This window comes from Enterococcus saccharolyticus subsp. saccharolyticus (assembly GCF_029023825.1).
Lineage (GTDB): Bacteria > Bacillota > Bacilli > Lactobacillales > Enterococcaceae > Enterococcus_F > Enterococcus_F saccharolyticus.
The window spans coordinates 1,380,372-1,392,661 of sequence record NZ_CP118957.1 but is presented as its reverse complement, the minus strand read 5'-3'; the positions used below and the strand labels follow the sequence as shown (position 1 = coordinate 1,392,661).

The 12,290-nt window shown below is 36.2% G+C and carries 16 protein-coding genes; 14 read left to right on the top strand and 2 right to left on the bottom strand.

Annotated elements, in window-relative coordinates; genetic code table 11:
* The first annotated feature begins 4 nt into the window (after window positions 1–4).
* The 3 genes from PYW32_RS07250 (at window position 5) to PYW32_RS07240 (ending at window position 1,769) form a co-directional block, all read left to right on the top strand.
* Entirely contained in the window at window positions 5–376 is a 372-nt protein-coding gene (locus tag PYW32_RS07250) for a metal-dependent transcriptional regulator (protein WP_016174981.1), read from the top strand.
* 433 nt (window positions 377–809) lie between these two features.
* Window positions 810–1,283 carry an IS200/IS605 family transposase gene (tnpA, locus tag PYW32_RS07245; protein ID WP_016174131.1) on the top strand — a complete coding sequence of 158 codons (474 nt, stop codon included), beginning with the start codon at window positions 810–812 and terminating at the stop codon, window positions 1,281–1,283.
* Window positions 1,284–1,601: 318 nt separating this feature from the next.
* Entirely contained in the window at window positions 1,602–1,769 is a 168-nt protein-coding gene (locus PYW32_RS07240; RefSeq protein WP_016174982.1) for a hypothetical protein, read from the top strand.
* A gap of 101 nt (window positions 1,770–1,870) precedes the next feature.
* Here the strand turns inward: PYW32_RS07240 and PYW32_RS07235 are convergent, their stop codons facing one another.
* Complete coding sequence (locus tag PYW32_RS07235) at window positions 1,871–2,836, bottom strand: aldo/keto reductase (protein WP_016174983.1); 966 nt, start codon at window positions 2,834–2,836, stop codon at window positions 1,871–1,873.
* A gap of 145 nt (window positions 2,837–2,981) precedes the next feature.
* Between PYW32_RS07235 and PYW32_RS07230 the strand changes: the two genes are divergently transcribed.
* The 4 genes from PYW32_RS07230 (at window position 2,982) to PYW32_RS07215 (ending at window position 6,095) form a co-directional block, all read left to right on the top strand.
* Window positions 2,982–3,389 (top strand): MerR family transcriptional regulator, encoded by a 408-nt coding sequence (locus PYW32_RS07230; RefSeq protein WP_016174984.1) that lies wholly within the window; start codon window positions 2,982–2,984, stop codon window positions 3,387–3,389.
* Between the two features lie 116 nt (window positions 3,390–3,505).
* Entirely contained in the window at window positions 3,506–4,030 is a 525-nt protein-coding gene (locus PYW32_RS07225; RefSeq protein WP_016174985.1) for a cyclase family protein, read from the top strand.
* 87 nt (window positions 4,031–4,117) lie between these two features.
* Window positions 4,118–4,951: an exodeoxyribonuclease III gene (locus tag PYW32_RS07220; protein WP_016174986.1), complete on the top strand. Its 834-nt coding sequence runs from the start codon at window positions 4,118–4,120 to the stop codon at window positions 4,949–4,951.
* 16 nt (window positions 4,952–4,967) lie between these two features.
* Window positions 4,968–6,095, top strand: coding sequence for a M20/M25/M40 family metallo-hydrolase (locus tag PYW32_RS07215; RefSeq protein ID WP_016174987.1), 1,128 nt, complete (start codon window positions 4,968–4,970; stop codon window positions 6,093–6,095).
* 86 nt (window positions 6,096–6,181) lie between these two features.
* On the opposite strand, the gene PYW32_RS07210 is transcribed toward PYW32_RS07215, so the two are convergent.
* Complete coding sequence (locus PYW32_RS07210; RefSeq protein ID WP_016174988.1) at window positions 6,182–6,442, bottom strand: Rid family hydrolase; 261 nt, start codon at window positions 6,440–6,442, stop codon at window positions 6,182–6,184.
* A gap of 227 nt (window positions 6,443–6,669) precedes the next feature.
* Here PYW32_RS07210 and PYW32_RS07205 point away from each other — a divergent pair, with 227 nt between their 5' ends.
* From PYW32_RS07205 to PYW32_RS07175, 7 genes are all read left to right on the top strand, one after another.
* Window positions 6,670–6,957 (top strand): winged helix-turn-helix transcriptional regulator, encoded by a 288-nt coding sequence (locus tag PYW32_RS07205; RefSeq protein ID WP_016174989.1) that lies wholly within the window; start codon window positions 6,670–6,672, stop codon window positions 6,955–6,957.
* A 153-nt stretch (window positions 6,958–7,110) separates the two neighbouring features.
* Window positions 7,111–7,737: a hypothetical protein gene (locus PYW32_RS07200; protein WP_016174990.1), complete on the top strand. Its 627-nt coding sequence runs from the start codon at window positions 7,111–7,113 to the stop codon at window positions 7,735–7,737.
* Window positions 7,738–7,835: 98 nt separating this feature from the next.
* Window positions 7,836–8,225 (top strand): hypothetical protein, encoded by a 390-nt coding sequence (locus PYW32_RS07195; protein ID WP_016174991.1) that lies wholly within the window; start codon window positions 7,836–7,838, stop codon window positions 8,223–8,225.
* A gap of 249 nt (window positions 8,226–8,474) precedes the next feature.
* Window positions 8,475–10,193 carry a putative basic amino acid antiporter YfcC gene (gene yfcC / locus PYW32_RS07190; protein ID WP_016174992.1) on the top strand — a complete coding sequence of 573 codons (1,719 nt, stop codon included), beginning with the start codon at window positions 8,475–8,477 and terminating at the stop codon, window positions 10,191–10,193.
* A gap of 11 nt (window positions 10,194–10,204) precedes the next feature.
* Window positions 10,205–11,395: a beta-aspartyl-peptidase gene (gene iadA / locus PYW32_RS07185; RefSeq protein WP_016174993.1), complete on the top strand. Its 1,191-nt coding sequence runs from the start codon at window positions 10,205–10,207 to the stop codon at window positions 11,393–11,395.
* A gap of 161 nt (window positions 11,396–11,556) precedes the next feature.
* Complete coding sequence (locus PYW32_RS07180) at window positions 11,557–11,802, top strand: hypothetical protein (RefSeq protein WP_016174994.1); 246 nt, start codon at window positions 11,557–11,559, stop codon at window positions 11,800–11,802.
* Between the two features lie 101 nt (window positions 11,803–11,903).
* Window positions 11,904–12,284: an MFS transporter gene (locus tag PYW32_RS07175; protein WP_154649297.1), complete on the top strand. Its 381-nt coding sequence runs from the start codon at window positions 11,904–11,906 to the stop codon at window positions 12,282–12,284.
* The last annotated feature ends 6 nt before the right edge of the window (window positions 12,285–12,290 follow it).

Here is a 12,290-nt window from a genome sequence, read left to right as displayed (position 1 = left end):
GCCAATGGGGACTTTTTCAGCAGAAAAAGAAGAATACTTAAAGTTGATTAGTCATTATCAAAACCAAAATGGTATAGCTCGAACAGGACATTTAGCAAAAAAATTATCGATTACTAAATCATCTGTAACAGAGATGCTTCAAAAATTATCGAAAGAAAATTTTGTCAAATATGTACCTTATCAAGGGGTCTACCTTACTGAAAAAGGGGTTAGATATATTACTTATCTAAATAAAAAACAAATGCTATTGAGTTGTTTTCTTGAAAATAGTCTAAAGTGTTCTGAAGAAGAAATGGAAGGAATTCTAGATGAGTTGGAACATATTCAAAATGAAGTATTTTTTGATAAATTAGAACAGTATTTAAAAGAAGTATGAATTAATAAATAAACGAGAATAAATTTTTTCTTATTGACCAATTGTATGTTCTACTGTATTTGTAGCTAGGCTATTTAGTTTAGAGGGACAATGTACACGAATCGCTATCGAATGTGGAAAGAGCATTATGCTAATCCAGACTTTAGAGATTTGACTATTGAGTCAGGAGTTTTAGGACTTACTTCTCAATGACAAATGAATGGCAAACTGAATTTGAAGTGAAATAAAAAAAACTGTATAAATTTGAAACGACATTTTTAACTGAACCAACTTATGAGAAAGTTGGTTCAGTTTTTTTATGTGTATTGAAAACCCCTGGCTAAGCCGGGGGTTCCAAAGAGCTTCCAGCGAGGTATTAAAAAAGCCTCCCAAAAATGATAAGATGAAATTGGTTTCCCGACCACCACATCCATCAATTTAGGAGGTGCCTATTATGAAAAAGGCTAATGAAAGTTTATCACACACGACATGGAAATGTAAGTACCACATTGTTTTTGCACCAAAATATAGACGACAAGTGATTTATGGAAAGTATAAGAAAAGTATAGGTGAGATCATCCGAACATTATGTGAAAGAAAAGGAGTGGAGATCATCGAAGCAAATGCGTGCAAAGATCATATCCACTTACTCGTAAGTATCCCACCAAAATATAGTGTATCAGGTTTTGTAGGCTATTTAAAAGGCAAGAGTAGCTTAATGATTTTTGACAGACATGCGAATTTGAAGTATCGGTATGGGAACCGAAAATTTTGGTGTAGAGGGTATTACGTGGATACAGTAGGAAGAAATAAGAAGCAGATCGAAGAATACATTCGGAATCAAGTACAAGAAGATTATGTAGCAGATCAGCTAACATTGTTTGAAGAGTATGATCCGTTTACAGGACAAAAAAACAAGAAGAAGTGAAAGAGATTCTTTAAGGATCAGTGAGTAAAAGTGGTGCAAGTGGGAAACCGTTCAGGAAGCCTTTTAGGCTATGGCCGGTAAAAGAGGCTTTCAGCCGAAGAACAAACCTCCAGTTCACACTGGAGGTTTTGATTAATTTTAGACAATATGAGTAGATTATTCGTGTTCTTAATAAGAATAAAATCCCTGTTATCTCACCTTATCGACGTTTGGGACAGAAAAAGCAACGTTTGTGCAATAAACAGTTTCAGAGATGAAGAATATGTTAAACTGCGAGTAAATAATTGTTGAAGTAGGAACAGAAAGAGGAGAGAATCTATGACAGAAATAAAAATTGGAAAATTCATTGAAGCGAAAGATTCAAATGAAGCATATGTAACTGGAACAATAGAGAAAATTTTACAAAATACAGTCATTATTGTAGACAAAGAGTTCAATCGATTTCTCGTTCGAAAAACAGTTTTAGAACAACAAAAGAACTTTTAGAAAACGCTGATTACAGTAGCAGTACGCACTCTGAAAAAGTTTTGTTTCATTTGTTTTATGGATTGGGGCTGTGACATAAGTCCCTTTATTTTTTCTAAATATTAAAAATGAGTTTCATCAACACCAATTTTATCTAATGCGTCATTGATTTCTTTTAATTCTGAATCGCTGAGTTCAATTGCTGCTCCTCCTAAATTTTCTTCTAAGCGATGTAGTTTTGTTGTACCAGGAATTGGAATAATGAATGGTTCTTGAACTAACTCCCAAGCAAATACAATCTGAGCAGAAGTGGCATCTTTGCGTTTTGCTACATCAGCAATGACATCTAATAGAGCTTGGTTATGATCTAGAACTTCAGGTTTGAAACGACCCATAAAGTTTCTAAAATCTCCTTCAGGGAATTTTGTATCCTTAGTATATTTCCCTGTCAAGAATCCATTACCGAGAGGACTGTAAGCGACAAAGGACATTCCTAATTCTTCACATAAAGCAAATAATTCTTTTTCTGGTTCGCGCCAAACCATTGAATATTGATTTTCGATGGCAGATAGAGGACAAACAGCATGGGCACGGCGAATGTAATCAATTGGTGCATTAGATAGTCCCCAAGCTTTAATTTTTCCTTCTTCAATTAATTCTTTCATCGTTTCAGCGACGGTTTCTGGCTCCACATTTGGATCAACACGATGTTGATAATACAAATCAATGACATCTGTACGCAAACGTTTTAATGAACCTTCCAATTGCTCGCGGATTGATTCTGGTTGACTGTTTAAGATATTTTGAGGTTTATCATCTACAATTTCTTGCCCAACAATCCCAAATTTAGTTGCTAGAACAACTTGCTCGCGAATAGGTTCAAAGGATTCACCTAATAACATTTCATTCTCCTCACCATACACAACCGCAGTATCAAAGAAATTACAGCCTAATTCGACAGCCTTGCGTAAAAGCGCAACCATTTCTTTCCGGTCTTTTTGAGGACCATAAGCATGATCCATCCCCATCGTTCCTAAACCAATTGCCGAAACTTCAATGTTTGTGTGACCTAAAGTTCTTTTCTTCATTTTTTTCTCTCCAATCTTTATAATCTACTCTTAGCATAAACTATGGAGTTCACTTCAGTGCAAGAACTTTTTTTCATTTTTTCTTGCCTCTGTCTTAACTCTAGGGTTTATAATTAGTTTGTAGAAGAATTGAGGAGGTAGAAAATTGAGCGCAACTGCAAATACATTAACGATTAAAGAAGTGAGTGAAAAATATGCTATCACAATTAATACACTTCGATACTATGAAAGAATTGGATTATTACCTAAAGTTCAAAGAAACAATAGTGGGTATCGCGTATATTCAGAGTATGATGAAAATTGGATTTTTTATATTAAATCAATGCGAGATGCTGGGATGTCGATTGAGACTTTAATTGAATATGTGACTTTATTCCAACAAGGAATTCAAACTATTCCCACAAGAAAGGAATTGCTTCTAGAACAAAGAAAAGAACTTGCTGAACGTATCGCTAGTATGCAGGAAGTATTGGATCGTCTTGATAAGAAAATCGATGGGTATGAGCAACGAGTAGTGAAATACGAAAAAAACGAATTAAATGATGATTTTTAACTTAGTGTTATTGGCTGTATAATTAGATAGTGAAATAGGAAATGTTGCGTTCAGGTTTATGAAAAAGAAAAGAATTTAGTATAATAACCCTATCTCTCAAAAAAGTAGGTGTTAGTATGAAAATCATTGATTTATCCACGCCATTATTTACAGATATGAATGTTTTTCCAGGAGATCCAGTAGTAAAAATTGAAGTCATACATACGCATGACAAGGAAACGTGGGAATTACGACATCTAAGTATGGGGTCACACACAGGGACACATGTGGATGCTTTTTCCCATATGCATCAGGGAGCTGAAAATTTAGATGCTATGCCACTTGAAAACTTTTGTGGAACAGCACAAGTGGTGACGATAAACCAGCTGTGGCCTCAGAAAACGGGATTGTTTTTTATCGACGAAGTGGGTATAGAAGAAGCCTCTCGAATTATCGCTTCACAACCGAAATTTGTCGGTGGAAATATTACGGAAGAATTGGAACGGACTTTGTTAGGTAAAAAAATCATTACGTATACCGGATTAGTTAATTTAGAAAGTTTGTCGAGAGAAAAAAGCTTTATGTTCTATGGATTTCCGTTAAAGATACAAGCAGGAGATGGCTCTCCTGTCCGAGCGGTTGCAATGATAGAGGACGATTAAGTTTGGTGTAGAAAATTTGTAGAAAAACTATTATTAACGTATTGTTAGTAGGAGCAATAACTATTTTATATGACGAGGAGAATGACAGTGAAATTTATTTCATGGAATATTGATTCATTAAATGCAGCTTTAACCAGTGATTCTGCGAGAGCAGTGTTATCACGAGAGGTGATTGAGACAATTATCGCGCTTGACCCAGAAGTCATCGCCATTCAAGAAACGAAATTATCTGCGAAAGGTCCCACAAAAAAACATATCGAAATTTTAAACGAAAAATTTCCTGAATATAACGTGGCATGGAATAGTTCACACGAACCGGCTAGAAAAAGTTATGCGGGAACGATGTTTTTATATAAAAATCATTTGACACCAGAGATTTCCTTCCCTGAAATTGGTGCCCCAAGTACCATGGATGCAGAAGGGCGAATTTTAACTTTGGAATTTGAGAAATTTTATTTAACGCAAGTATATACACCTAATTCTGGAAATGAGCTGGTTCGTTTGAAAGAACGTCAACTTTGGGATGAAAAATATGCAGCCTATTTAACTTCTTTAGATAATAAAAAGCTTGTTTTAGCAACAGGGGATTTTAACGTGGCGCATCAAGAAATTGATTTGGCACATCCGGATAGAAATCATCTTTCAGCTGGTTTTACCGATGAAGAACGTCAAGGTTTTACCAATCTTTTAGCATCTGGATTTACAGATACATTCCGCTACTTGCATGGTGAAGTCACAGGGAAGTATAGTTGGTGGAATCAGCGTGTACGAACAAGTAAACAAAACAATTCTGGATGGAGAATCGATTACTGGTTGGTGAGTGATCGTGGAGCAGATAAAGTAGTCGCTTCTGAAATGATTGATTCAGGCGTGAGACAAGATCATACGCCGCTGTTGCTTGAAATTAATTTAGACGACTAGATGTAGGAGGGATAATATGGTAAATAAAGAACGTGCTATTAGCAAATTTTTGGAACTGGTTCAAATTGATAGTGTGAGTTACAATGAGCGAGAAATGGCAGATTATTTAATTCATTACTTTACGGATTTAGGGTATGAAGTTCTTGAAGATAAAGGATCAAACGAAAAAGTCCCATTAGCAAACGCAGGAAATGTTATCGTGAAACTACCTGGAAAAGGAACGTTGGCGCATCAAGAGACGCTGATTCTTGAAGCCCATATGGATACGGTTGAACCAGGAAATGGCGTAAAGCCTTCGATTACTGCAGACGGTAAATATGTTGTTTCCGATGGCTCAACGATTTTAGGTGCAGATGACAAAGCAGGCATTGCTCAAATCCTTGAGGTTGAGGCAGTTCTTCGCGAAAATAATTTAGACCATCCACCATTAGAGTTCTTATTTACCATTGGAGAAGAAGTTGGAATATTAGGGGCTTTTGCAGTAGATACTGATTTATTGCAAGGAAAAATTGCTTTCGTGTTAGATGGAGGTGGTGGTCCTGGAACGGCAATTATTGGCGGTCCCGATTATTATGACATCACTGGTAAAATTATCGGAAAAGCGGCGCATGCTGGCGTGTCTCCAGATACAGGAATCTCATCGATACAAGTGATGTCAGAAGCGATTTCTAATATGACACTTTTAAAAATCGACGAAAATACAACGACCAATATTGGGAAAGTTATTTGTAACTACCCAACCAATGTTGTTCCAGAAGTTACCACCTTTGCGATGGAAGTGCGTAGTCTGGATCGTGAAAGTGGTAAACGACAATTAAATCATATTATCGAAGAACTAGAAAAAGCAGTGGTTAAATTTGGTGCAACATTGGAATATGATGTAAATCAAAGTCTCTTTGCATATCATCATACCGATGACAACCCTGTCATCAAACGTTTTAAAGCAATGTGTGCACGTCATGATCTTGATTATCAAGGTATCGTAATGCGCGGCGGCACCGATGTGAGTGGATTGACCTTTAATGGTATTGATGCGATTGTATTAGCTGCTGGTGGCGAAAATGGGCATGAATTACAAGAACGTTTGATTATTGATGAATTTTTACAAAACATACAACAAGTGATTTGGTTGGTAACTGAATAAAGAGACATACTAAAAAACCTTGTAATTTCGATCGAATTTACAAGGTTTTTTATAAATGATTTAAAAGTAATTGAAAATGTTTACTCTTACGATTTTTTCGCGATACATTCAATCTCAACGTCAGCGTCTAAAGGTAATTCAAGAACAGCAACACAAGTTCTAGCAGGGTAAGGAGCAGCGAAGGCTTGTTCATAAACAGCATTCATCGCTTTAAAATGTTGCATGCTCGTTAAATAAACATTTACTTTAACAAGATCGTCAAAAGTTAGTTCTGTTTCGTCCATGACATTTTGCAAATGGGCAAAACATTTTTTTGTTTGTTCAGTGATATCTAATTTTTCTCCCATATAGTCCAGTGCATTATACGCGGTCTGTCCTGAAAAAAGACATATTCACCTGAATCTACAGCGTGCGAATAGGGACCGGATGAAGTAACTTGGGTTCCTACAACGACTTTTCTAGTCAATAAAATCCCTCCTTATGAAAACGATTTTATCATAGTTGTGAAAGATATGAAAGCGGATCATTTAGATTGGAAAGAAATAATAATTGATGTTAGGAGAGATGTGGAAGAATGTTAACCAAAGAAGAATTACCTTTTTGCCCTGTTGCTACAACAGTTGATTTAATCGGAAATAAGTGGAAACTGTTAATTCTGCGTGAGTTATTAGGGGGAACAAAACGGTTTAATGAGATGCATCGTGCAATCGATGGAATTAGTCAAAAAGTATTAACACAAAACTTGAGAAAAATGGAAGAAGACGGTATTGTTACTCGAACAGTTTTTGCAGAGGTTCCTCCTAAAGTCGAATATTCATTAAGTGAATTAGGAAACAGTTTGCGCCCGATGTGTGGGGAATAGAATATCTACACAAAAATTTGGATAATAAAAAGTAAGCTACCTTCAATAGTTACCATTAAGTAACTACCTAATAAAAAAGTACCTACTTTCTATTGGTTGTCTCTGCAAGTAAAATATGTTTAAAGCATAAAACATATTTAAGGAGATGAGTACATGACAGAAAAGCAGCAATATATAGATGTTAAGGCACAAGCTTTTGAAGAAGTCGATGTTTTTATGAAAGATGTCGAAATGAATGGGGAAACTGTTTTAAGAGTGATAAAAGATCCTGTGATTGATGGCGAAGATGAAGCAACTTTTGCGAAATTAGCTGGTATTGAATTTCAAGATGGGATAATTGATTTAAAAGTATTAAGCAGACTTTTAGCAACTGCCCCAGAGCATGCAAGAGGATTTATAGGTGTAACATTTAGAGTGAGCGAGGACAATCATGCATTTGAATCTTTTTATATTCGACCAACAAATAGCCGATGTGACGTTCAATTACGAAGAAATCGTACCACACAATATTTTTCCTATCCCAATTTTAAATATTTTCATTCAAGAGAAACCAATCCTGGTGAATACGAAAGCTATGCAGATATTACTTTAAATGAATGGATTGATATGAAAATTGTGGTTGAAGAAAGTTGTGCAAAATTATATCTTAATTATGCTCCACAACCTGTATTAGTGGTGAACGATTTGAAACACGGTGCAAATAATAAAGGCGCCATCGGATTATTTGTCGATATTGGGACGGAAGGCTTTTTTAAGGAGCTAGTGATTACAAGAAATTAAGAACAAACACGCCAAGAAAAGTTAGGTTCACTATCTTTTCTTGGCGTGTTTGTTAGATGTTATACTTATAGTACAGGTCACTAATTAGGAGGAAAACTATGTCAACTGTCTTTTCGTACCGAATAACAACGAATCCCATTATTAACAGTCCCTCTTTGGTAAATCCCGCTCTTCTTGAAGACGATGAAGGCAAAGTAACTGCTGTTTCCATAGCTACTAATTGTATTCAAACAGGAATGTACAACAGCTTGGAAGATATAAAGCAGGCACTTCAAACAGCGAAAATTGTTTTTACTATCGGAGATTTAGATGAATGGAGTTATCTAGAACTAGGTATTGCAAGTTCTTTAGGAAAAACGATATATGTCGTATCACAAAATAAGAAACTATCAGCTGAAGATTTAAAAATTTATATTAAGGGAATTGACTTAGTATTTTTAGATACAGATGCCTTTATAGAATTAGTAGAAAGCGTATATGAGGAATAAGCACTCTACTATATTACAATTACAATCAAGTTTGATAATCGATCGATTAATACGTAGATAAACTTTGAGAGAGTACAAGCTCTTCTTAAAGTTTTTTTATTACAAACAGTCAGCTGCTCTGAAAAAATATTCAACAAACGTCTTCTCTTATCTAAAAAATCTTTCATTCAGGGTGTAAATTGTGTGTGTTTAATGTATAATGTTATTCGTTTATGATTATTTATTCATAGAACAATAGGAGGGTAAAAAATGAAGAAAGGCAAAGATTTAACAAAACTAAAAACGCCACATACATATGTCATTATTTTTTGTGTCGTTATTTTTGCATGGTTATTGACGTTTTTAGTTCCTGCTGGAAAATTCAGCACAAAAGAAATTCAATATGAAGATGCAAACGGAGGCGTTGCTTCGCGCACCGTTTTAGAACAAGACTCTTTTCGTTATGCTTACAATCTCGATCAGGCGTTTGTTTTTGATCAGTTAGAAGAATTGGTAGACAATCAAAAGACATTAGATTCATTAGGGGTAGAAAAAGAAAGTTTGGCAGCTGTTTTAGCAGATGGTGAAAAGAATCTTTCACAAAAAACGCTCGATGAAATTGCGTTAACTGACGATGTGCTCTATGCAGAATATGGAGAGGCAATTTATGATACATCAGAAAAATTGCACAATACTGCTAAAATTTGGGGGACAGATGATTTCGGTGGTTTTGGTTTTTTAAACTTCATTTTTGAAGGATTAGTTTCAGGTGACAAATATGGTTCCGCAGTTGGAATTGTTGCGTTGATTTTAGTAGTTGGTGGAGCATTTGGAGTTATCATGCGAACTGGAGCAATTGATGCAGGCATCTATGCATTTATTAATCGTACAAAAGGTTTGGAACGTCTTGCATTACCATTGCTCTTTTTTGCGTTTTCCTTTGGAGGAGCAACATTTGGGATGGCCGAAGAAGTAATTCCATTTTCAATGATTATGGTCCCTTTTGTTATTGCGTTGGGATATGACTCGATTGTTGCTGTAACGGTGACTTATGTAGCCTCGCAAGTCGGAAATGCAACTTCTTGGATGAGCCCATTTAGTGTTGCGGTAGCGCAGGGGATTGCCGGAATTCCGGTTTTATCTGGTGCGACGTTCCGTTTGATTATGTGGGTGGTTGTGACGGCTTTAGCTGCAGCTTACATGATGGTTTATGCAGAACGGATTCGCAAAAATCCTGAGTCTTCGATTGTTTACAAATCGGATGCTTATTTCCGTAAACATATTGAGAACAATGTTAATGAAAGTAAGGAATTTAAATTAGGACATAAAGTTATTTTAGTGGAAATGTTTCTGGTTTTAATTTGGATTGTTTGGGGCGTGACACAAAAAGGATATTATATCCCAGAAATTGCCTCACAATTCTTTGTTATGGGCTTATTGGCGGGGATTTTTGCAGTTATCTTTAAAGTAAATGACATGGGAATTAACGATATTGCGACTTCTTTCCAAAGTGGTGCTGCCGATTTGGCTGGTACAGCAGTTGTGGTAGGAATGGCCAAAGGAATTTTATTAGTCTTAGGTGGTGCAGATGCTAGTCAATATTCTACCTTAAATACGGTCTTGCATAGTATTGGTTCGGCGTTATCAGGTGTTCCAGCAGTCGTAGGTGCATGGGCGATGTATATTTTCCAAAGTTTATTTAATTTAGTCGTTACTTCAAACTCTGGGCAAGCAGCCTTAACGATGCCGATTATGGCACCATTAGCGGATTTATTAGGCATTTCTCGTCAAATTGCTGTTTTAGCGTATCAATTAGGTTCTGGATTTATGGATGCCTTTACGCCAGTTTCAGCAAGTTTGATTGGTGTTTTAGGGGTTGCACGTATTGACTGGATTAAATGGGCAAGATTCCAAATTAAGATGCAAGGATTCTTATTTATGTTAGGAACCATCTTCATTGTCATTGCAGTGATGATTGGCTTACAGTAAGGAGCGGTTTTATGTTAAAAATCATACGTCAAGCGCATGTGTATGCGCCAGATGATTTAGGAATTAAGGATGTACTCTACACAGAAAATAAAATTTTGGCTATTGAGGATCATATCGAACTACAAATAACAGGTTGTGACATCGAGGAAATCGATGGTCAAAATAAACTGTTGACACCGGGATTTATTGATGGTCATTTTCACATTTTAGGCGGTGGCGGTGAAGGTGGTTTTCAAAATCGAACACCTGAAGTGACCTTAACGAACCTAACGACAGCAGGCGTGACATCGGTTGTGGGTTGTTTAGGAACCGATGGTGAAGGTCGAGATATGACTGCTCTAATCAGTAAAGCACGTGGATTAGAAGCAGAAGGGATTTCCACGTATGTCTATGTAGGATCTTACCGATTACCGGTTAAAACTGTTACTGGTTCGATCATCAAAGATTTTCTAACGATTGATAAAATCATTGGGATTGGTGAGATTGCAATTTCTGATCATCGTTCTTCGCAACCTTCTTTTGAAGAATTTACCCGAGCAGTTGCTGATGCTCGAGTGGGTGGGATGCTTTCAGGAAAAGCAGGGATTATGAATGTCCATCTAGGTGACGGCAAAGATCGCTTGAAATTGATTGAAGAAACGATTGCTACTACTGAAATTCCTATGACTCAGTTTTGGCCAACACATGCCAATCGGACGCCAGAAGTATTTGAGGCGTGTGTTGCGTATGCGAAACGTGGTGGTTATATTGATTTTACTGGTAGTGAAGACCCCGACTTTTGGGAAGAAACAGACGGTGAAGTTCGTTTTAGTAAAGGACTAAAACGTTTGTTAGAAGAAGGTGTTTCGCAGGATTGTTTTACAATGACCTCCGATGGACAAGGTAGTTTACCGTATTTCAATGAAAAGCGAGAATTTATTGGATTAGGTGTAGGCAGTTCAAAATCATTGTTAATCAATATTCAAGAAGCTGTGTTGAAAGAACAGATTCCATTAGAGATTGCGCTTCGTGCCATTACCAAAAATCCAGCAGATATTTTAAAGCTTCCCAATAAAGGTCATATCGCTGTTGGAAAAGACGCTGATTTTTGTTTGTTACATCAAAAATCGCTAGCGATTGACACGGTTATTGCGAAAGGGCAAACTATGGTAGAAAATCAAGAAGTACGCATTTATGGTACATTTGAAAGAAAATTTAATTAGAACAAGAAGGAATCTCAAGACAAACGTTTTTGTCTTGAGATTTTTTATTGAATCAGCAATATTTTATTGTTGTCCTTCAAAATATTTACAGATAATTCACACTTTTTTTTAATTTTATTTTAATGATGTGTGCTAAAATACATTAAGTACGGAGAGAGAAAATGAAATTAAATGTAAAAAGAACACTACTTGTCGGAATCTCATTTATGACAATTTCAGCGTTTTGGCAATTGTATGATTTTGCCATACCTTTGATGTTGTACCAAGAATTCCATATGCCGAATACATTTTCAGGAATTGCCATGTCACTTGATAACTTGTTAGCGTTAGTCATGTTGCCTTTTTCGGTACACTTTCTGATCGAACGACAACAAAAATTGGAAAACGTATGCCTTTTATTATTGTAGGCACATTAGCTGTATCAACTGGGATGTTATTATTACCCTAGGCTGTCAGAACCCATCATCTAGTGCTATTTGTTATTGCTTTAGGGATTGTGTTGTTTTTTATGTCTGTTTATCGTACACCGGCAGTTGCTTTAATGCCAGATATCACAATTAAGCCATTGCGTTCAAAAGGAAATGCTATTATCAATCTCTTGGGCGCAGTTGGCGGTGTGGTGTCGTTGATTGGTTTAACGCTGCTTAATCCTGTAATATTGGGATATTTTCCCATTTTTATGTTGATTTCAGGAATGATGTTCGTAGGTCTTGTGGTGATGATACTGACTGTGAAAGAACCTCAATGGACCAAACAAATGTTAGAAGATACATCGAGGTATCATGTGGTAGAAATTAAAGAAAATCCGCACACAGAAACTTCCTCGAACTGTAAAACGTTCGCTTCTTTTTCTTTTAATTTCAGTCGCTCTGTGGTTTATGGGATATAATGCAAT

Excerpts from the sequence above, each read along its gene's own strand:
- PYW32_RS07225 (WP_016174985.1), top strand. The coding sequence starts at position 3,506 with ATGAAAATCATTGATTTATCCACGCCATTATTTACAGATATGAATGTT.
- PYW32_RS07215 (WP_016174987.1), top strand. The coding sequence starts at position 4,968 with ATGGTAAATAAAGAACGTGCTATTAGCAAATTTTTGGAACTGGTTCAA.
- PYW32_RS07250 (WP_016174981.1), top strand. The coding sequence starts at position 5 with ATGGGGACTTTTTCAGCAGAAAAAGAAGAATACTTAAAGTTGATTAGT.
- PYW32_RS07210 (WP_016174988.1), bottom strand. The coding sequence starts at position 6,442 with ATGGGAGAAAAATTAGATATCACTGAACAAACAAAAAAATGTTTTGCC.
- yfcC (WP_016174992.1), top strand. The coding sequence starts at position 8,475 with ATGAAGAAAGGCAAAGATTTAACAAAACTAAAAACGCCACATACATAT.
- PYW32_RS07195 (WP_016174991.1), top strand. The coding sequence starts at position 7,836 with ATGTCAACTGTCTTTTCGTACCGAATAACAACGAATCCCATTATTAAC.
- PYW32_RS07235 (WP_016174983.1), bottom strand. The coding sequence starts at position 2,836 with ATGAAGAAAAGAACTTTAGGTCACACAAACATTGAAGTTTCGGCAATT.
- tnpA (WP_016174131.1), top strand. The coding sequence starts at position 810 with ATGAAAAAGGCTAATGAAAGTTTATCACACACGACATGGAAATGTAAG.
- PYW32_RS07240 (WP_016174982.1), top strand. The coding sequence starts at position 1,602 with ATGACAGAAATAAAAATTGGAAAATTCATTGAAGCGAAAGATTCAAAT.
- PYW32_RS07205 (WP_016174989.1), top strand. The coding sequence starts at position 6,670 with ATGTTAACCAAAGAAGAATTACCTTTTTGCCCTGTTGCTACAACAGTT.
- PYW32_RS07175 (WP_154649297.1), top strand. The coding sequence starts at position 11,904 with ATGTCTGTTTATCGTACACCGGCAGTTGCTTTAATGCCAGATATCACA.
- PYW32_RS07200 (WP_016174990.1), top strand. The coding sequence starts at position 7,111 with ATGACAGAAAAGCAGCAATATATAGATGTTAAGGCACAAGCTTTTGAA.
- PYW32_RS07180 (WP_016174994.1), top strand. The coding sequence starts at position 11,557 with ATGAAATTAAATGTAAAAAGAACACTACTTGTCGGAATCTCATTTATG.
- iadA (WP_016174993.1), top strand. The coding sequence starts at position 10,205 with ATGTTAAAAATCATACGTCAAGCGCATGTGTATGCGCCAGATGATTTA.